General features: G+C 58.4%; 16 protein-coding genes. 8 read left to right on the top strand and 8 right to left on the bottom strand.

The annotated features are described in order from the left end of the window. Positions 1-267: 267 nt before the first annotated feature. From L2Y96_RS19215 to L2Y96_RS19200, 4 genes are all read right to left on the bottom strand, one after another. Positions 268-1,248: an MrcB family domain-containing protein gene (locus tag L2Y96_RS19215; protein WP_247329443.1), complete on the bottom strand. Its 981-nt coding sequence runs from the start codon at positions 1,246-1,248 to the stop codon at positions 268-270. Positions 1,249-1,416: 168 nt separating this feature from the next. Further along, positions 1,417-2,706, bottom strand: coding sequence for an McrC family protein (locus L2Y96_RS19210; RefSeq protein WP_247329440.1), 1,290 nt, complete (start codon positions 2,704-2,706; stop codon positions 1,417-1,419). Further along, on the bottom strand, positions 2,699-4,873 hold the full coding sequence (locus tag L2Y96_RS19205) for an McrB family protein (protein ID WP_247329438.1): 2,175 nt from the start codon (positions 4,871-4,873) through the stop codon (positions 2,699-2,701). The genes L2Y96_RS19210 and L2Y96_RS19205 overlap by 8 nt, the downstream gene beginning before the upstream one ends. A 189-nt stretch (positions 4,874-5,062) precedes the next feature. Further along, the gene (locus tag L2Y96_RS19200; RefSeq protein WP_247329436.1) at positions 5,063-6,082 is read right to left on the bottom strand and encodes a hypothetical protein; all 1,020 of its coding nucleotides are present in this window, start codon (positions 6,080-6,082) and stop codon (positions 5,063-5,065) included. Positions 6,083-6,140: 58 nt separating this feature from the next. Here L2Y96_RS19200 and L2Y96_RS23130 point away from each other — a divergent pair, with 58 nt between their 5' ends. Next, positions 6,141-7,145: a competence protein CoiA family protein gene (locus L2Y96_RS23130; protein WP_484497397.1), complete on the top strand. Its 1,005-nt coding sequence runs from the start codon at positions 6,141-6,143 to the stop codon at positions 7,143-7,145. 166 nt (positions 7,146-7,311) lie between these two features. On the opposite strand, the gene L2Y96_RS19195 is transcribed toward L2Y96_RS23130, so the two are convergent. Then, a complete protein-coding gene (locus L2Y96_RS19195) occupies positions 7,312-8,487 on the bottom strand; it encodes a hypothetical protein (RefSeq protein WP_247329434.1) in 1,176 nt (391 codons plus the stop codon). Between the two features lie 212 nt (positions 8,488-8,699). On the opposite strand from L2Y96_RS19195, the gene L2Y96_RS19190 reads away from it, so the two are divergent. The 3 genes from L2Y96_RS19190 (at position 8,700) to L2Y96_RS19180 (ending at position 10,016) form a co-directional block, all read left to right on the top strand. Continuing rightward, entirely contained in the window at positions 8,700-9,191 is a 492-nt protein-coding gene (locus tag L2Y96_RS19190; RefSeq protein ID WP_247329432.1) for a hypothetical protein, read from the top strand. A 142-nt stretch (positions 9,192-9,333) separates the two neighbouring features. Next, positions 9,334-9,552, top strand: coding sequence for a YecR family lipoprotein (gene yecR / locus L2Y96_RS19185; protein WP_247329430.1), 219 nt, complete (start codon positions 9,334-9,336; stop codon positions 9,550-9,552). Positions 9,553-9,590: 38 nt separating this feature from the next. After that, positions 9,591-10,016 (top strand): antibiotic biosynthesis monooxygenase family protein, encoded by a 426-nt coding sequence (locus tag L2Y96_RS19180; protein ID WP_343218422.1) that lies wholly within the window; start codon positions 9,591-9,593, stop codon positions 10,014-10,016. Positions 10,017-10,323: 307 nt separating this feature from the next. Here L2Y96_RS19180 and L2Y96_RS19175 read toward each other — a convergent pair whose 3' ends face one another. Continuing rightward, positions 10,324-11,172, bottom strand: a complete 849-nt coding sequence (locus L2Y96_RS19175) for a hypothetical protein (protein ID WP_247329426.1) — start codon at positions 11,170-11,172, stop codon at positions 10,324-10,326. Between the two features lie 201 nt (positions 11,173-11,373). Here L2Y96_RS19175 and L2Y96_RS19170 point away from each other — a divergent pair, with 201 nt between their 5' ends. Continuing rightward, positions 11,374-12,198 carry a hypothetical protein gene (locus tag L2Y96_RS19170; protein WP_247329424.1) on the top strand — a complete coding sequence of 275 codons (825 nt, stop codon included), beginning with the start codon at positions 11,374-11,376 and terminating at the stop codon, positions 12,196-12,198. Between the two features lie 107 nt (positions 12,199-12,305). Further along, positions 12,306-13,424 carry a hypothetical protein gene (locus L2Y96_RS19165; RefSeq protein WP_247329421.1) on the top strand — a complete coding sequence of 373 codons (1,119 nt, stop codon included), beginning with the start codon at positions 12,306-12,308 and terminating at the stop codon, positions 13,422-13,424. A gap of 222 nt (positions 13,425-13,646) precedes the next feature. Here the strand turns inward: L2Y96_RS19165 and L2Y96_RS19160 are convergent, their stop codons facing one another. Together L2Y96_RS19160 and L2Y96_RS19155 are read right to left on the bottom strand one after the other, a co-directional pair. After that, positions 13,647-14,417, bottom strand: a complete 771-nt coding sequence (locus L2Y96_RS19160; protein ID WP_247329419.1) for an SDR family oxidoreductase — start codon at positions 14,415-14,417, stop codon at positions 13,647-13,649. A gap of 8 nt (positions 14,418-14,425) precedes the next feature. Beyond that, on the bottom strand, positions 14,426-15,853 hold the full coding sequence (locus L2Y96_RS19155) for an alpha/beta fold hydrolase (RefSeq protein ID WP_247329416.1): 1,428 nt from the start codon (positions 15,851-15,853) through the stop codon (positions 14,426-14,428). Positions 15,854-16,014: 161 nt separating this feature from the next. Between L2Y96_RS19155 and L2Y96_RS19150 the strand changes: the two genes are divergently transcribed. Together L2Y96_RS19150 and L2Y96_RS19145 are read left to right on the top strand one after the other, a co-directional pair. Continuing rightward, a complete protein-coding gene (locus tag L2Y96_RS19150) occupies positions 16,015-16,566 on the top strand; it encodes a TetR/AcrR family transcriptional regulator (RefSeq protein ID WP_247329414.1) in 552 nt (183 codons plus the stop codon). Positions 16,567-16,805: 239 nt separating this feature from the next. Then, positions 16,806-17,960: an FAD-dependent oxidoreductase gene (locus L2Y96_RS19145; RefSeq protein WP_247329411.1), complete on the top strand. Its 1,155-nt coding sequence runs from the start codon at positions 16,806-16,808 to the stop codon at positions 17,958-17,960. Positions 17,961-18,062: the final 102 nt, after the last annotated feature.

Raw genomic sequence — 18,062 nt, 5'->3', positions numbered from 1 at the left:
TTCTTCGCGCACGAACGTGTTGCGGAGCAGAGGCTTATAGCGTCTGACAAGCCAGTCTAGGAAGACTACATCGAATCGTTCATCGGAACGCTGCGCAATAGATGCCATAGCGGGCACTGGCTCCCAGGCCGTATGCATGCCCGCATAGAAATTGAGAACGTATGTCTTGAGCACTACGAGAGAGGGAAAAAAGAGTCCGACGTCCAGCGGCTACACAATGCAATTACAGAAAGCTTTGGCTTAAGATCGAATCGCTACTGGCTGCTATTAGGGTGGGAGCTTCAGGTGTCGATCCCTGAACGCGGCAATATCGGAAACAAACTCACTTCGGTGAATCATGCTATGACAATTTGAGCACAGGACAGCAAAATCCTGCCTCGGGTCGAGCTGAACTTTGCCGGGCACCAGGGTGGAGATAGGTGTAAGGTGATGAGCTTCGATGAAACCTTTACCTAGCTCACCGTAAGCTTCTTCGAAATTGAAGCCGCACGCTTGGCAGGTGAATCCGAGTGCCTCTTTGACGTCATTCGCTAGCTTCTTGTTGCGCTCAATTCTGTAATGAAGCTTCTTCCGCCCAGAGTCTTCAAATTGTGGCTCGACTTGCGTGTCGACGATGCTCGTGGGTACGTCGTTTGTTTCGCTAGAGATCAGCATCTCGTATAACGTAAGTGCGGATCGAATGTCTCGTGACAGTTCATCATCGTCAGGCAGTGACAACTTCGGATAGTACTTCGCGGCGATTACACCAGCTTCGTAGAAGCTAGTGTCGTTCTGTTGTGTCGAAGGCATCAAATCGATGGTTTCTAGTGGAAGTCCTTGAGGTACCTTGCCAAGGAGAGCTCGGAAATTGGCAGCGCGAGCTCGGAGGGAGGCTTTTACGTTAGATCGATAGTGTCGCTTCGCCTCGGTCATCGCTTGCACTAAGGTTAGATAGACTCCTTGCATATCTTCTCGGAAGAGAAGACATACGTAGTAGCCTGACTGCGCAGAGGTCGTCACCAAGCGATTGAATATGGCGACCCACGGACCCCTAGCCCAAACACCCTGGCCAGCGCTGCCCTTAACGAGATATGTGCCAGTCGGGTCGCCGACGGTCGCTTCCACGGCGTCGGCCAGGTCACCACGAATGAGCTTTGCAAGTTCGTGCTTCTCGAATGGCTCCTGGGAGGCCGCGGCGTAGTCGGACAGTACGCGACGAATACCGTCTGCCAGGCCCCGCGGAGGCGCGCTGACTTCTGTATCGCTCATTGTTAACTCTCCCCATCCCCTTCACAGATGAGAAGTATCTCAATCCAGTTGAGTTATTCAAGGGGAGGGGAGGCGCTAGGCGGCGAGAAAGCGCTAACCAATGATCTGCTAAGCCATCGGTCGATCCCGGAAGGGTCGCATTCGCGCGAACTTCTGGACAGATAGTCGCTAGGTGCGAAGCCCGGTGTACCAGCTAGCGGACGTAGTTACGTCGTATGAATCGCTTGCCAGATCAATTAGCAAGATTGAGAGGTTTACAGTCCCGCCGTCGTGAATACGAAGCTTGACCGAATCCGGCGTCCAGCCCTTCAGCCCGTCATGGAGCGGGTATACAAGGCTGACCTCGCTAAGGTCCATTGCCGCGGCGTAGGAAAGGAGCTGATAGACATCGTGGCCGTTCAAAATGGGCACCCCACGAGAATCCACCTCGAGCCGTTTCCACTTGGCATCGGCCACGGTCATCCTCTGCTGACCTTTCCACACCACGATATCCGGTCTTAACTGAGTTACCGCGTGTTCTCCATAGAAGCCAAGATGGCTTGATGCGTCCTGGACCGAGACGCGAAAGTCCGGTGACTGAATGTCAGCCGAAATACAGCGAACCGCGATGGCTTCGAAGACCTTGTTCATGTCAAAAAGGAGGCCCGGGGCTTGCTCATCACCATGTCGAAGCGATGGCGAAAGAGTGTCAATAATCAGCCATGCCCAGGCCAGACACCCCTCATAGCGACGGATCTGACGATCTCGGAGGGAGACGGTGCCGCGGAGACAGTGAACATCGATATCGCTCACGGACTCAAAGTGGCCGAGAAGGGTGGCCGCGCGCCTGGACAGCTGGCGGTCGCCTTGACGCAGTACGGCGCGTAGTGCGTACTTAACTATCTGATTGACAGATATATCGGCAGTGAACTCGTCGTAAGTGCATGCCATCCTGTCTGGGCGTCCCCATAGCGTTCCGCTCTGTCGTGGCCAGTTGATCCGGCCCCGTATGGACGCGAGATCCTCGGACTCGCTCTTATATCGATGTAGTAGGCCTTGGCTGACAGTTCTAGCGACCTCGCCAAAGAAGGCCGAGATGAACGTGTCGAGTAGCGGTGAGGAGGTACTTGATTGCGCTGCTTCGGTCAGGACCGGGGTTGGCATGCAGCCGCTATCGCGCAGCCAGCGCAGAAGGTGCCCTCGTGAGAGATCGGTCGGAACGTCATCAATGCCGAGCTTCGGAATGATTTCCAGTGACCTCTCACCAAGTGAAACTATGCCGCAGTAATGTTTCAGGCGAATCCCGCCGTACGAAGCCTCGCAGAGTCCGGGACGCTTTTGGCTCAGTGTGCGGAGGCTGTCAAACTCTTGTAGTGAGATTCCTGTCGAAGCGGAATTTGTGACGGGTAGCCATTGGTACTCTCGCGCCACAAGAGGGGCGCGAGAGTACCGCTTTTCAGGGAGCAAGCCGTCAACCATAGATCGCGACGAAGTCGGCAGCTTTCCAATCTTCCGGCGTGCTCATGCCGACCTGACTTGTTCTTTGCGGCACGCCCTGACTTAGGTTGTGTGCAAACAAGTCGCCTGCGACGATCACCTTCTCAGACACGAAAACGCACGAGCCGTTTTGGTTCGAAAGAACGGCAGCTATGCGATCTCTTTGGTCGAAAAAGAATTCTTCGAGCAAAGGTATGAGTTGAAGGGCGAAGACGGAACGAAGATCGTCTAGCGACCTCACTTTGGCAAGATACCCGTGACCGATGCAGTGGTCTGAGCCAAGTAGAAACTCGAGCCTTTCATTAATCCGCCTCAGCATGCGGCCCAAATCGATACCATCGACGTGCTCTGATAGTACGTCGTAGTCGGTAGCCATCTCGACGAAGCGGAATCGTCGTCGTAGGGCGACATCCATGAGTGCGATCGAGCGATCTGCAGTGTTCATCGTCCCGTAGATGTCGACATTGGAAGGTACGCCGAATGTCTCGCCGCTTGGCAAGTGGATGCGTAGTCCCGACCCAGTGCCCTCTTTCCCAGGTGATATGCGCTTGTCGCCTTCGATAAGCGTAATGAGCTCGCCGAATACCTTCGATACATTAGCGCGGTTGATCTCATCGATGAACATGGCGTAGCGCTGCGAAGGGTCGTGCAGCGCGAGGTCGCAAAGCGTCTTGAACGCACCATCGACCTTTCGGAACGCGATCTCACCGAGTTCATCCTCGGCCGGCCGAATTCCTTGCACAAAGTCCTCGTAACCGTAGCTCGGATGGAACGTGACCATACGATACCGCTGTACAGCGGCGGTCCCGGCGCTTGGATTTGCCTTCCAGAGTTTAAGTAGGCTGAGAGCCTCGGGCAGAGATTCCTGCCAATCGTCTGCGAGAGTCCAATCGCCCGTAGGAAGGCGATCAAATACCAGTGGCTGCCGACGAACGAGGCTCGGCGGAATGGTCACAGACTCGACGCTGTGTTCGAGAAGGTATCCGCTAATGGGGGGCGCGACGGACCGATTTCGCTTTGCGCTGGGTCTCCCCTTGGCGAGGGCGAGCTCGGAGCTTGCGATGTCTACCGCGCGCATCGGCTTTCCGATGCGCGCCATAATTGCAACGAATACGGCCAGCCACCCTTCATCAGCTACCAATTCATCCAGCCACGCTTCTCGGTTAAGGGTTGCCAGCGTGTTTGTATACAGTGCTCGTAATCCATCGATTCTCCGCGTCTTCCCTGTGCCGGGCGGCCCAAAGAAGATTATATTTGTCGGATCGGTAGGTAGAACGAACTCGCCGGCAGTGTGGCCTGCGTCGCCAGTGTCTGGAGAATCTGCGTCGGCTGGCTTCTCGGAGGCCTTGCGCTCCTGCCAATCTTCTTTCAGTGGCGACTCATAGAAATCGAGAACATCTGTTCCGAGTTCGGTCCCGAGACGGGCCCGCAATGCTAAAAGTGCGTCGTCCAGGTCAAGATCCGACCACTTGAAAGACTCGTCTTGCTGGATGTTGGCAAATGCTTCGAGAACATCGCGACGGTTGCGATTGCTCGACATGCGTTCGACGTCCTTGGGGAAGACGAAGTAACGGAACATGTGCCGGTACTGACGGTCTTCTTTAGCGTTCATCTGCGCTTCGAGCCACGGTGTGAATCGGGCGCGATCCTCCATGAGGCTGATCCTCTCATCGCGCGGCATGCGCTTGAGCGCGCTGAATACTGCTGTGGCGTAGACCACCTCGCGCCAGAAATACTGTTGATAGCCAGTGCCGCCAGAGCCGATTCCTCGGAGGACCTCTTTCGACAACCAGCGTTCGCCGCCGGAAGTGTCAAACCTGGCGACGTCTGCGAATTGCCGAAAAAGCTTAACTTTCGTCTCTGCGCGAAGATTGCTCGGGAAAAGCTGGAGAGCCCAATAGAGCTCAGCAAGAAGGGCTTTGACTCGACTGGTTGTTGGCGCAGTCTGCTCGAGCAGCTTGTCGATAAATGAGCCATCCCCAGCGATGGGATGGTCGGCAATAGCTCGATGAAGTTCCTCGATATTTTCGAGAGTCCAGATCTGGTCGGACGTGAACATCGAGCCATCGGCATGGATGCACGTGTTGATCCACTCACGCGCGGCAGAAAGGATGGCCGAGAAGTCCGATCCCGGTGCAGAAGTTGCCATTTCGAATATTCCCCTGATTACTTCTGGTGACGCGGCGGAATATAGCTGCCTTTTTTGGAAGTGAATGTAGGGTTTTGCCTACACTTCCTCCGGGAAGCGCCTTTCTGATTCAGAGCTCCCGGCCGCCATCGTTGGTAATGTCGGCGGCCGGCGGCCGGCGACCGGCGGTACAGCGGGTGGCCTAGCCGTTCACCGCAAAAGAGCGCGACCCCGCTGAGTTACCGCGTCGAAGCTAAACACGTGCTCCCGCGGACTGTCGGAACAGCAGCCAACGAGCCTACCAGGGAAGGCAGTGCCACCTTCGCGAACTTCGATGGCTCCCGCACATACCGGACAACTCGCGTAGAAGCGGACAAGGGAAAATCGCCCGCCGGCCTTCTTCTCGCTGTCTCGAGTTAGGCGGAATTGGGCGTACATCTGCTTCGTGCTGATAAGCCAGTCTGGGGCGATCGTCACGCGGAGGGTGGGTAGGTCCCAAATAGGCTTGAAGGCGCGAAGGGCGATTGCGGAGATGGTCACCGCTAACACGAAAGGGCCAATGTGCTTTAAGAAATTGACGGAGGACGTCGCAAGCCACACCGCGCTTATGATCCCGCAAAAAATAAGAACGGCAAGCGGTAGGCTAACTATAACGAGGAACAACACGCCCTTTGCAGACTTCATAGAGAAAGGTTTGCCAATGACAGGGCGCCAGAGGAGGGCGCTTTCTGCCTGCTCGACCGAATATGTGATCAGGTCTGGAGAAGGCTTAACGGTATGGGGGGCGCCGTCCGTAGAGCGGAAATCCTCCTGTTCTTGACTGGAGGCGGATTCTGGAAACGCGAATCGATACGTCGTGGGATTGCCCCGCCCGCCGCCCAGATCAATGATTAGGTCGACGTCACGCTGGGCCTTTGCCCCTTGTAGAAACTGTCGACGACTGTTTTGTTGGCCCTCCCACCACGTCCGAACCTGGGAGGCGGGGAGCCACTTTCCAGTGATGGGGTCGTTGGCGGCAGGACCTCCTGCTTGATCCCGGTACAAGGCATGGAGCTGATTTACATCCGCCGTAGGCGGCTCGCCACCGCGTTCTAGCGCCTCGCGGGTCTGCGCCGCGAAGGCCATTAGCACCTGTCGGACCTTTCCCTGGGGTGGCTCGGCCTCGAGCCAGCGGGCGAACGCGTCCAATGCGTAAAGCGTCGTGTTACCTGATTCGGTCTGTTCGTCCATGTTTCCCCTTCCATGGAAAGTAGAGTCTCAGCCCACTTCTTAACGGTGGAGCGGAGACATGGCAAGTCGAATTAGTGAAGGCGGGCCGGGGGCAATACAAACGGTGGGGATTCCGGTTGGGCTGAGGAATGGGCGCATGGTGCTCGTCTCAGAGGTCGCCCGAGGACTGGCGTGTGGCTGTACTTGTCCAGGTTGTGGTGCCCGACTGGTCGCCAAGCTGGGAGAGGTACGTCGGCCTCATTTCGCGCACGACGGGCGGGTAGAAGGGCCAGGGTGTCTAGAGACGGCGATCCATCGATTTGCGAAGCAGATTGTGGCTGAGGCGGATCATCTGACGTTGCCCGCCTGGTCAGGGGCAAAAGGCGTCGAGAACCCACCGACGTTCAGGGGTGCCGACGGCATCCTTCGGTATGGGGCGGAGCTCCGGCTGCCGTCCAAAGTCGGCTCTGTTTGGGGCGGTCAGGTGGAGCGGCCGCTTGAGGAGCTTCGGCCCGACGTCGTGCTGATGGATGATGCTGGGAGCCTCTATGTCGAGATCCACGTCCGCCACCTTGTCGACGAGGCGAAAGCCGATAGGGTCAGGGCGTTAGATGTCCGCATGGTTGAGATCGACCTGTCTGAGTTTCAGTCCGGTCCAATTAACGATCTGGCGGGGTTGTCCGATTGGATACTTAATGACGCGCCAAGAACTTGGATCTGGCTACCTGAGGCGGTCCGTCAGCTGGAGGACGAGCGTGCGAGCCTCATGGCACGTTTTTCCGCCCTGCCAGTGGTCCCCGCACAGATACCTAGCCATTTCGTTTCACGTCGGTCCGTTGACCCGAGAGTGTTGCGTCGATCGGTTAATGACCGTCTTATGGAACCGCGTAGGGGGCGTAAGGACTTGGCCGACCCGCGGATAGGTTGTTGGATCTGGGTCGAAGGACGAGGGGCCGCAGAAATCACTCGCAGGCTCACCGTCGCAGGGGGCGTCTACGAAGCTAGGCTCCTCAGTGGCGAGCATCGCATTGTGTATCTCGGGCGTGACGCGCAGCTACACCGAACGTGGGCATCGCTTCCTTGAAAGATGTCGATCCGGCTGTCCGCTTCCGCCCGGATTGAGTGAGGCACTAGCTGTTTGGATGGAATACCCTGCTTGCCGTCGAGGCCGATGACTTGGTGGCCAGAGCGATCTCAATGAACTTGCCAAACGGAAGAAAATCGTTTCGCAACCACGTGCCTGAGATTCGCTAGCCGCCGATCTTCTGATCCTCAGGACATGACACCGGGAGGCCGACCGCCGACTTGGGTATCGCGACGGTCGTGTCCGGATCCAACGTCATTGCTCGGACGAACCGGTACTCGTCGATAACTGGCGTGACGAAGGAGAGTTCAACAGTTGTTCCGCTGTGGGTACTCCTGAGGATAGCGGGAATCTTCTCCTTCTCGGTCGCAACGATTGGAAGAACCGCGCATTTCATGCCGTTCATGCCCATGATCTGAATCGGGATATACAGCAGGCGTGCACCGAGTGGCGCGATGGCAGCGACCACGACGAGCAGGCCCTGGGCGAGAAATAGCGATCGAAGAACGATGTTCTTGCGCGCTGCAAGAGACCGGAATAGTCCGATAAGCACCACCTGCGCACCCGAGAGGGGCCCGGCGACGAGCGCGACCGCAATGAAACTCTTCATGCCGTTGGCAAAAGTCACTGCCCGATCGTCCCCAAGTACGAAGGGGATGACCCATAGGGCAACCGGCACTGATAGCTGGAACTGAGCCATCATTGAACCGACGATTAGTGCCTGAAAATCAAACGACTGGTTACCACCCACCCATTTGGCAAAAGCGGCTGACGGAAATGCAACCGCAGTAACCAGAAATAGAAATATTGCCCAATCCTCACTGCCCTTAAAGTAGGACATGCCGAGCGGCACGAAAGTGGCGCCTGAGATTAGGGCGACCTGGAGGCAGGTGATAACCATCCAGCGGATGGCGGACCTTTTAGGTACGCGAAGGACATTTCGGTCTGTGGCGTTGAGGCGCTTTGGCGTGTCTAGATCGATGAGCTTCGGGCGACCCTCGCCCACTGGGACCAGCAGAAGTGCAGTAGGCATAAGGAATGCCAGAGTAAGGCCTATGCATAGCAAGACGGAGCACAATAGCAATGATGGGAGCGCACCTAGCACGCTGCCAGAGAACACGCCGATGCCCAGGCCATATTTTGCGGAAAAGTCCAGCCATAGCCAGGTAGTTGTTCCTAACGCTATTGCCCCCAGAGTTACCGACCGCTCTTGCACCCACTTCATTGCTTCACTGAGCTCCTTGAGGAGCATCGAATAGCTGTATTTGACTCTGGGATTGGGATCTCGTGTTGGGCCATTGACGGCCGATGCGGCCTTCGGCGTCTTCTTCGCGGCAAACATCTACGTTCCTTGTCGGGCCAAGAGTGGTAACTCGGCAGATTCGTCCCGATCTTTAGTAATCCGAGAATGTGAGGGGCGTGCGCGGCCTCTGGTTCCACTTAACGCCGCACTATGAAACGGCGAGCACCAAACGCCCGTGACAACCACCCCCAAACCCGTCACCATCCACCCCGTAAGGCAGCCACAGGACGGTCTGCACACAGGGGGAAAACATGCTGAAGCAACGGCGCTTACTGATCCTGCCGAGCCTGGCGCTCTGCATGATGCTCATCGCTGCTGCCCTTGGCTACCAGACGACGCTGCCAGCTCCGGTTGGGCAGGTCGGGACAGTCAGCCAGGTCGAACAGCAAAAGCCGCTTGATGCCGATGCCCAGGCCATCCGTGCCAGGCAGGAGGCACTTAAACGGCAACAACGCCTTTACACCCAGTTTTCCTATGGCATCGGCGCGCTCCTCTTCGTGGGCATCCCGCTATTGGGCCTCTACGTGGCGTCCATGGTGCGCAGGTCACCGAGCGCGGGTACGGATGTGGCCATGTATGGGCTTATCTGCCTGGCTTCCGTCACTGCCGCTATTTTCAGCGGGATCTTCCTTGGCTCCGTAGCCTGGATAGCGGCCTATGCATTGTTCATCGTTGCGCTATGCGCGGCGATAGCGGGTTCGATCAAGCTGGTCGCCGCGCTACCCGCCCGGAACCGGGACTGACCAGAACGTGGTTATCACTACTTAGGGAGATAGATGTATGCGGAAGATGTTCGGATTGGCCGTACTGAGCCTGGTCGCACTGAGCGGTTGTTCGGTCAAGTCGGTATGGGCGATAAGCAGGGCAGACCAAGATTCCGGAACTGTGGGCCTCTCCTACAACCGCAACGAGTTCCACAACCCGGCCATGAGCGCCGACCAGGCGAAGCAGATGGCTTCGACTCAGTGCAAGAAGTGGGGCTACCAGGGCGCTGAAGTCGCCGGTACCGAGGACACGGAATGCCTCACGCGCCGTGGGTTCGGTAACTGCGGCTTGCGGCAGATCACCGTGCCTTACAAGTGCGTTGGTGCGCCGGCTCACTAAGGGAGCCGCACCTGGCCAGCGAATAGCCGCCACTCACCATGGCGGCGACACCAGGGGATCAGCATGTCATCGAGAGACAAGGAATGAACGGACCGGAAAAATCTACATCCGCAGTTGGTCTCCAAGAAGACGGAACGTTGATACCGGCGTCGCCCGCGGTGGGCTTCGTAGTCATCTACAGGTGGCGTGTACACACCGGACGAGAAGCATACTTCATCGCTGCATGGTCGACGATCACAGGCTGCTTGAAGCGTGACCGTGGATCCCTCGGAGCACGTCTCCACCGCGGACAGGACGGCATCTGGTACAGCTATGCCCAATGGCCCACCGTGGCAGCTCGAGAAGCAGCGTTCGCCCTCGGCGACGTAGACGCAAGAGCACAGGCTGCCATGAACGAAGCAATCAAGGAGCATCTTCCCGTGATCTTGCTGGAGCCTGTCGCTGATCAGCTGGTCGTGGGATAGCCCTGCGTTACTCCATTGGCGAGCTTAGGCCGTCAGCATGAATCCAAATCGCCCCTGAGAAATTGCCTCAGCTCAGAAGTTCGCTGAAGCAGGCCCGTGCCTTCTCCTTCGGCCCTTGGCGGTGGGTTTCCCCAGTTGCCTAGTCGGCCGCGGCCTCCCCGTCGTTTTGATGGACTTCATGGCTGCAGCCTCGGCGTACCTGCTATGGCGCCTGGCCCGAAGAAGCCGGGCGAGCGCCCACCGCCAGGTTAGGTTGCGGCCATGTCTAAGTGGCTCAAGTGGCGGGTCCTCGGAGGCGCGGAAAAACTCACTCCTTGTCCGCAGGCGATCTGAGGGGTGGGAAGGTGCCGACGTATTTCCAGTTACGTATGAGCTCGTACTCACCAATTGAGAGGTCGTCAGACAGCGCTTCCAGAGGAACAAGATAGTCCACATTTCCGTGAACAATGTGGAAGTCGGCGCTCTCCATCGGGCCGCATACCCTCCCGCGAACAAGAATACGGGCAAGTCCATCGCTGACTTGGTGTTCCGAGCGATAGCGAACAACTCTGCGATACGGGTTTAGCTTGATTCCCTCCGGTGGCACCAACAACTCGGAGGTGAACTCATCCGAGAAGATCTCGATACCAGCTACGAAGTTTGAATAGATCGACCGCATGATTCCGAGGAAATAGGGGCCGTCGCCCAAGTCGGACTTCAAATACATGACTATGGCGGTGTAGAAGCTTCCAACCGCGTCCAACGTCATTCTGACGCGATAGGGTGTTTTATTGTGGGAGTAGTTGATATCGATGTAACCATCAACAATGGAGAACGATGACGAATTGTGGACAAGCGAGTTCCGCATGACCTTCGCGACGCGGAATAGCTCACGAAACATCAAATCGTAGTCGTCGTCTGAAGGAATTGATTTGTATTTCTGCCGGAACGACTTGCCCTCCATGTCGGGGTATGTCACATCAATGTGGAAATCGAGGACGGAGAAGACCATCATCAACTTCATGTGTTGATTCTGTTCGAGGAGTACCCGTCGTCCGGGGCGGGATGTGGCGAATAGCGAGCGCGCCTCGTTCGCGCGGATCCAGTCGACCTCAGGATAGTCGACGGACATGCCGGCATCTTCCAGAAGCATCAGGCTGTGTTGAATGAAGTTCATAAGCAGGCCTTGCTACCGATGCCGCCAATGCGACAGAGCATGTTGAGAGTGTCACAGTTTTGAGACGGCCAAATCGCTGATTGACGGCATCGCTCGCCCAGTCTAGCGTCTCTCGGCGCTGCCAGGTGGCAGCCAGTATCTCCGTATGGGCATCCCCAGAAAGTTTGGGGACTGGTTGGTATTGCCAGAGGATGCGCAGAAATGAGCTACGTAGACGATCTGTCGGTCAACGGGCCGCCAACTGAGCGGGACAGCGCCATCATCGATGGTGCCTTGGAGAGCTTCCATGGCGCCAAGGAGCCCGACGCCAGTGGCATCTTTGAGGGACCACTTACGGACCTTGCGCGAGGGATTGCGCAGCGCTACCGCAGATCACACGAGCATCAGTGGCTAAGTGAGTTGGCGAAGCTCACCCACGCGACGGCGATGATCGAAGCCGAGAATATAAGCGCTATTGCAGACTCGCTTCTTTCTGAGAGTCAAGGTTTGGCTGCGCTTCGACGTAGCAGATTGTTCGATCTGAGGAGCTATACCCCAGAGGATTCAATCTATGCTCCAGTTGATGTTTCGGGAGCCCGGCTCATAGCCACGGCCAATGCCTATAGGATGACATTGCTAGGAAACCCCATATTCCTAGGTACGCTCGAATTGCTAGACGAGGACCGGAAGACAAAGGATAGCTTTAAGTTCGCCACGGGCGGCGGCTCTCAGAGTCACGAGATTACCAACGGGCCTTGCCCGCCAGGTCGGTACACCGCAAGCGGACTTCGCTTGCGGAATGACCTCGGATTTACGGTCGGGAACGTTGGTTACTCTATCAACATCGACCCATGCGATGGGACTCAGGTCTTCGGCCGGAAATATTTTCGTGTACATCCAGACGGGTGGCCCATCGGGACGAAAGGATGCATCGGAATCCAGGGCGATGAAGAGGAACAGCGAAGGTCGATGAACGCACTTAAAGATATGTTGGATAAGAGCGTTGTCCATTCGGTTCTCCTCGCTGTTAGATATACGCGCGACTAATCGCCTCGTTAGGACGCTTGTTTGTTTCGAAGCCCAGTCGGCCGTGCGGTGTGCACAAGGCCGATGGTTCACTGTGCCCATCACGCCCGTTTGGAGGAGAAGCCGGTATGCCTGTCTATTACGACATCAATGGATCACTCTTTGCAGAAGACGAGTACATGACGGCGAGGGAGGCATTCTCGAGCCCTCGTGCGAGAGGTGGGGTTGGCATCAATTTAGGGCCAGGTCGGACCATGTCCGTCCCGAGTTTGCCGACACTGAAACTTTCATCCACAAGTTCTATGCCGGCGATTCAACGGGAGTTTGAGCCTATCGGAATCGGTAAACCGCTTACCTTATGGATCGCGTCGGCATATGTTGGGAAATTGCCGCCCAAGAACTGGCTCGGTGGAAAGGGCTGCTTGCTATCGTCAGCGGTTAAGAGCTGGAGCTATCAAGATGCGCAGCCAAGAGCGTTGAACGCGATAAAGCAAGACGTCGGACGCCAAACTGAACTTCAGTTCGCAGCCAACGAGGTCGGAACTCGGTTGGCTTTCTATTCGCCTGCGCTCGTTGATCGGCAGCTTAGTGTGACGTTTGAGATGGCGTTCGACGATGTCGACGAAGATTTCTACAAGTCCGTCAGTGGGGTCATGTCGGCTGCGGGCGCAATTCCGGCATTTGCTTCCGCGTCGCCGTACTTACTGGCGGCAAGCGCGCTGGTGAATATTGGCTCGAAAATCGCTAACGGCTTATACGACAGCAAGGCTGAGTTCCAAGCGACCGAGACGCTCAATATTGACCTTCCCGGAAATAAACCTCAAGAGGGGTATCGGCTGATTGCCAGGGATGAACTCGATCGAAAATCCCTCGCCGATTATGGGATTAGCGATGGACGGTTGTTGAAGAAGGACGGCTCCGGAACCGCGTACGGTGGCGATACACCCTATGTGATCGTCGCCCTTGACGGAACAACAGACCCGGCTCTGAAGAACTTCTCTGCGAACGCAGCTAGCGCCTCTCTTTTGGAGAAGTACTACAACATTCGTGAGAACGGAGAGACGTCGGCTGATGCGATCATTCAAGCGCTGAAGCTATTCAACGATTTCAAATACAATCGAGAGGCAGCCGATCTCAAAAAGAGCATTGACGGCGGCAATCTGTCTCAGGCTGACAAAGATAACTTTACCGCGCGTTACAACGCGATCGTTAAGAACATTTACACGGACGAATTCAAGCCGAAATAGACCCCAGGGATGTTCAGTACTATTTCGCTCGGTATCGATGGCCGCCGTGGGAAAGAGTGGCGGCCATCGCTCAGGGACATCAGACGATTAACATGTCGGTGACGGAAGATGTTGTCGCTATCGTCCGAAGCGCTACTCCGCTCGGTCGGCTAGCGTAGGCTCTCCGCATTGCCCCAAAGCGCCACTGGAAATCTGCCTCACCACGCACATCCACCAAAGGCATCAAATGGCCTTGGACTCACCCCCATCCATACGCACAGCCGCACCGGTAAGCCAGCGCGCCGCAGGCGACACAAGAAAAGCGATGAGCTCGGCGATTTCACCAGGCTTACCGTAGCGCGCGATATGCGCCTCACTGGCGAATACCGCCATGGCGTCATCAGCGCTAATGGCGTGTGCCGTGGCGTAGCGCGCCAACATGGCCTGGCGTCGGTCTGTCATGACGGGGCCCGGTAGAACGCTATTCACCTGGACGCCATCATCGATCCCTCGTTCCGAGAATGCTTTGGCGAGTGCGGTAATGGCGGCGTTAATCGCACCGACCGCGGCAAACGCAGGCTTGGGCGTTAGCGCACTCGCGCCGGACGTCATGACGACGGCGCCCTTGCTCTCGCGCAAACTCTCCCATGCCGCTAGCGTGAGACGCCGGGCACCATGGAATTTCAGGGCCATGCCGTCATCCCATTCCGCATCGCTCATGGCGAAGAGATCCGTTTGCGGCACCGCGCCCGCGATGTTGACCAGGGCATCGATGCGCCCAAAGCGCTCCAGGGTCTCCCTGACCACGTCGTGCGCAGCGTGAGGCTCCCGCAGATCGGCGGCAACGGCGAGCGCGGAGGCGCCCACCGCTTCGATCTCTGCCGTGGTGGCACGGAGCGCGTCGACGCCCCGTGCCACCACGACCACACCGGCGAAGTCACGTGCCAGCCGCACGGCGGTCGCCTTGCCAATGCCCTTGCTCGCTCCCGTCACGATCGCAATCTGGGTGTTCACGGCCGGGTTCATGCCTGGAACCCGGCATCGATCTCGGTCTGCGCCAAATGCGCCACCGTATTAACGAGGGTCTTGCCAGCCACGGCCATGGCGATGGCCACCGCGGCCGCCCGGTCGTAACCGGCCGCTTTCAGGTCGGCGATATCGGCATCGGATACCTGCGTCCGCTTGCTGACGATCGCCGTAGCAAAACGGCGCACTGCCTCAAGGGCCGGATCCTGAAGGGCTACGCCATCGCGCAGTGCCTGGGTGATAACCGCGGGTGCGCCGACGGCGCCTGCCAGCGTCGCGTGCACGGCAACACCATAGGCCGCGCCGTTGGCGTGGCTCGCAGCGGCCATGGCGACTTGCTGTGCTACCGGACTAAGCGAGCTGGATCCCAGGGCCTGCAGCCAGCCGAGATACGCACCCAACACGGCCGGATCGGCGGCCAGCGCGTAGCCAAGGTTCGGCACGAAGCCAAAGACCTGACGCATCGTGTCGAAGTGGGCATTCGCTTCAGCAGGCGCCGACGTCGCGTCGAGAGCACCAAACAGGGCAGCGCCGTGCTCGGTATCGATATGGCGTGCCAGGAACGGCACGACGATATCGGCGACCTCATCGGCATGCGATTCGAGAGGGAAGTGGCCGCCATCGACGAAGCGGATTTCCGCGGCGGGCAGGTCACGGCGGAAAGCCTCGGCACCGGCGGGCAGGAAGAAGGGATCGTTCTTGCCCCACACAGCCAGGGTCGGCGGCTGGTGCGTACGGAAGTACTCGTGGAACGCCGGGTACGCCGCGAGGTTGGATTGGTAATCACCCAGCAGGTCGAGCTGAATCTCGTCGTTGCCCGGCCGGTCCAGGAAGTACTGATCCAGCGTGTAGCTTTCCGGCGCGATCAGCGACGTGTCGGCCTCGCCGTGCATGTACTGGAATTGCGTGGTGCCCGCCTGCAGGAAGCCGCGTAGTGCGTCGCGGTTTGCCTGCGTGGGCTCCTTCCAGTACGCGCGGATGGGCTGCCACCCATCGCTCAGGCCTTCCTCATAAGCGTTGCCATTCTGGGAGATCAGCGCGGTAACCCGCTCCGGGCGCTGCGTGGCGACACGGAAGCCGACCGGTGCGCCGTAATCGAACAGGTACAGGGCGTAGCGCCCCAGCCCCACGGCGTCGGCGAACGCTTCCGTGACCTGGGCCAGGTGATCGAAGGTGTAGCCGAAGGCTGCGGGGGCGGGTGCATCGGAGAACCCGAACCCGGGCAGGTCGGGGGCGACCACACGGTATTTGGTCGCCAGGCGCTCGATCAGGCGGCGGTACTGGTGGCTCGAGCTCGGAAAGCCGTGCAGCAGGAGCACGGCCGGGGCATGGGCGGGTCCCGCCTCACGGTAGAAGAGGTTCAGGGCCGAGCCGGAAGCCGGGTCGGTGACGGTGACGTGGCGGTGGGTGGTCTGGACGGACATGGCAAATCCTCGTGGGCTAGGCGGATGGCGGACAAAGTCTTAGTTCGTGCACCGAACGATCGGTACAGTAATGAGGCGATTTGTGCTTTGTCAAGCGTTGTTTTTCGCTACTTGGCGCCATATCCTAAATTTGTACCGAACGATACATCCAAGGATCAGTCATGCGTCCCGCCCAAGCCCCGTCACCTGCCGTGCTCGACAGCCTTTTTGCGGTTTTCCGCGAGCAGGGGTTCGAGGGCGCGTCGCTTTCGGATCTTTCCAAAGCGACCGGGCTGGGGCGCTCGAGCCTTTACCACTACTTCCCGGACGGGAAAGAGCAGATGGCGCAGGCGGTGCTTGAGCGCGCGCGGACGATCATCGATACCGAGATCCTTGGCATCGCCAACGCCGCGGGTAGCCTCAAGACGCGTGTGAGGAAGATCATTGCGACGCTGGATCAGATTTACGGCGGCGGTCGTTCCGCGTGCCTGCTGGGTCGCATGGCGACCTCATCCATCGGCGGTGCGGCGCGGCAAGACCTGCAGCTGGCCTTTGATCACTGGATCGAAGCGATCGAGAAACTTGCTATCGAAAGCGGCCAGGCACCAGCGCACGCTCACGACTTTGCCCAGGATTGGGTTGCGCGCCTACAGGGTGCGTTGTTGCTACAAGCGGCAAGCGGTGACGTCGGGCCGTACAACCGCGCGATGGATGCGCTGCAGGACCTTGCCTAGATGGGCTCGCCGCGCTTGAGAGGGACTTCATGGAACGTGAATACACGTCCGCGTGCCGATTTGACCAGCGGATAGTCGCCAATTAGCATCACCCCGTCGCGAAAAACGCCTGCCGGTCCTCTTACCGCCCAGGCGCGCACAAGCCAGCCACGGTCCTCGTAGCTCGGCCAGCGTCTCTGGACACCATCCCGGTGTCCCGTCTGCCCTTGGGGCCGGCGTCTTTCTGAGGAGCGCTTTTCATGCAAAACCCGATCATTGTTGGTGCCGGTCTTGGCGGCCTTGTCCTTGCGCGTGTGCTTCATCGGCATGGTGTGACGCCTGTCGTTTATGAGGCGGAGGCTTCGCCCAGCGTACGTGGCCAGGGCGGCTTGCTCGATATTCACGAAGGTACGGGCCAGGTCGCTCTTCACGCTGCAGGGCTGACAGAGCGTTTCCTGCGCCTTGTCCGGCCTGGTGAGGATGCGAAGCGGGTTACCGATAGTCAGGGGACGATTCTCTTTGACCACCCCGGTGGATCAAGTGCCGCGCGTCCTGAAGTCGACCGGGGTGAGCTTCGCCGGATGCTCCTTGATTCGTTGCCGGTCGGGATGGTTCGGTGGGGCCATAAGCTTCGCTCTCTCGAGCGGGGGCCGGACAACGCCATCACCGCGTCGTTTACGAATGGCGCCGTCGTGGAAGGCAACCTGGTCTTAGGCGCTGACGGTGCATGGTCCAGGGTAAGGCCGAGCGTCTCGACCGCGGTTCCTTCCTACACAGGCACCTGCTTCATCGAGCGCCATCTCGCCGCTGGTGATGCGCGTTACAGCCGTAGCGTTGACCTCATAGGCCAAGGCACGCTGATGGCGGTCGCGCCAGGCAAGGGCGTGCTGGCGCATCGCAATCAGGACGGCAGCGTCCATGTGTATGTCGCCATCAATGCACCTGAAGCCTTCATCGCCGAGCTCGACTTCAGCGACCGAAGGGCAGGGCTCGCACGGCTGGCGCAGATGTTCGATGGCTGGGCACCTGAGATCGTGGATCTCGTCACTGGCGGCGATACCGATCCGGTCATTCGTCCGATCCATGCCTTGCCGCCAGAACACACCTGGGCGCGTGTGCCCGGCATCACGTTGCTTGGCGATGCTGCGCACCTGATGTCGCCGTTTGCAGGGGAGGGGGCCAACCTTGCCATGCTTGATGGGGCTGAGCTCGCCAAGGCACTGCTGGATTCACCGCATGATGTGGAAAAGGCGCTTGGCGTTTATGAGCAGGCGCTCTTCGCGAGGAGCGAGACATCAGCACGCCGCGCGGCTGGCAACCTTGAGCAGTTCTTCGGGGAGGGTGCGCCCCAGAGTGTGGTGGATCTGTTTCGAAAGCACATAGCCAATGGACAGCGGCGAGAGCTGCCCGTATAACCACTCCCTACAAGGGGGGGAATATGGAAGATCCAATCGGGCCGGTGCCGCCACCGTTGCCCTCTGAGAACGTGGCTGCCGAAGAGCCAGCGACTACGCGCC

The sequence above is a fragment of the Luteibacter aegosomaticola genome (assembly GCF_023078475.1).
In the GTDB taxonomy this organism is placed as follows: domain Bacteria; phylum Pseudomonadota; class Gammaproteobacteria; order Xanthomonadales; family Rhodanobacteraceae; genus Luteibacter; species Luteibacter aegosomaticola.
The sequence above is the reverse complement of the archived record's forward strand: the minus strand, read 5'-3'. Positions and strand labels throughout refer to the sequence as shown.

Coding starts and splice junctions, on each gene's coding strand:
- L2Y96_RS19150 (WP_247329414.1), top strand. CDS start 16,015: ATGCGTCCCGCCCAAGCCCCGTCACCTGCCGTGCTCGACAGCCTTTTT.
- L2Y96_RS23130 (WP_484497397.1), top strand. CDS start 6,141: ATGGCAAGTCGAATTAGTGAAGGCGGGCCGGGGGCAATACAAACGGTG.
- L2Y96_RS19210 (WP_247329440.1), bottom strand. CDS start 2,706: ATGGTTGACGGCTTGCTCCCTGAAAAGCGGTACTCTCGCGCCCCTCTT.
- L2Y96_RS19190 (WP_247329432.1), top strand. CDS start 8,700: ATGCTGAAGCAACGGCGCTTACTGATCCTGCCGAGCCTGGCGCTCTGC.
- L2Y96_RS19170 (WP_247329424.1), top strand. CDS start 11,374: ATGAGCTACGTAGACGATCTGTCGGTCAACGGGCCGCCAACTGAGCGG.
- L2Y96_RS19180 (WP_343218422.1), top strand. CDS start 9,591: ATGGCGGCGACACCAGGGGATCAGCATGTCATCGAGAGACAAGGAATG.
- L2Y96_RS19165 (WP_247329421.1), top strand. CDS start 12,306: ATGCCTGTCTATTACGACATCAATGGATCACTCTTTGCAGAAGACGAG.
- L2Y96_RS19200 (WP_247329436.1), bottom strand. CDS start 6,082: ATGGACGAACAGACCGAATCAGGTAACACGACGCTTTACGCATTGGAC.
- L2Y96_RS19195 (WP_247329434.1), bottom strand. CDS start 8,487: ATGTTTGCCGCGAAGAAGACGCCGAAGGCCGCATCGGCCGTCAATGGC.
- L2Y96_RS19175 (WP_247329426.1), bottom strand. CDS start 11,172: ATGAACTTCATTCAACACAGCCTGATGCTTCTGGAAGATGCCGGCATG.
- L2Y96_RS19205 (WP_247329438.1), bottom strand. CDS start 4,873: ATGGCAACTTCTGCACCGGGATCGGACTTCTCGGCCATCCTTTCTGCC.
- L2Y96_RS19145 (WP_247329411.1), top strand. CDS start 16,806: ATGCAAAACCCGATCATTGTTGGTGCCGGTCTTGGCGGCCTTGTCCTT.
- L2Y96_RS19215 (WP_247329443.1), bottom strand. CDS start 1,248: ATGAGCGATACAGAAGTCAGCGCGCCTCCGCGGGGCCTGGCAGACGGT.
- L2Y96_RS19155 (WP_247329416.1), bottom strand. CDS start 15,853: ATGTCCGTCCAGACCACCCACCGCCACGTCACCGTCACCGACCCGGCT.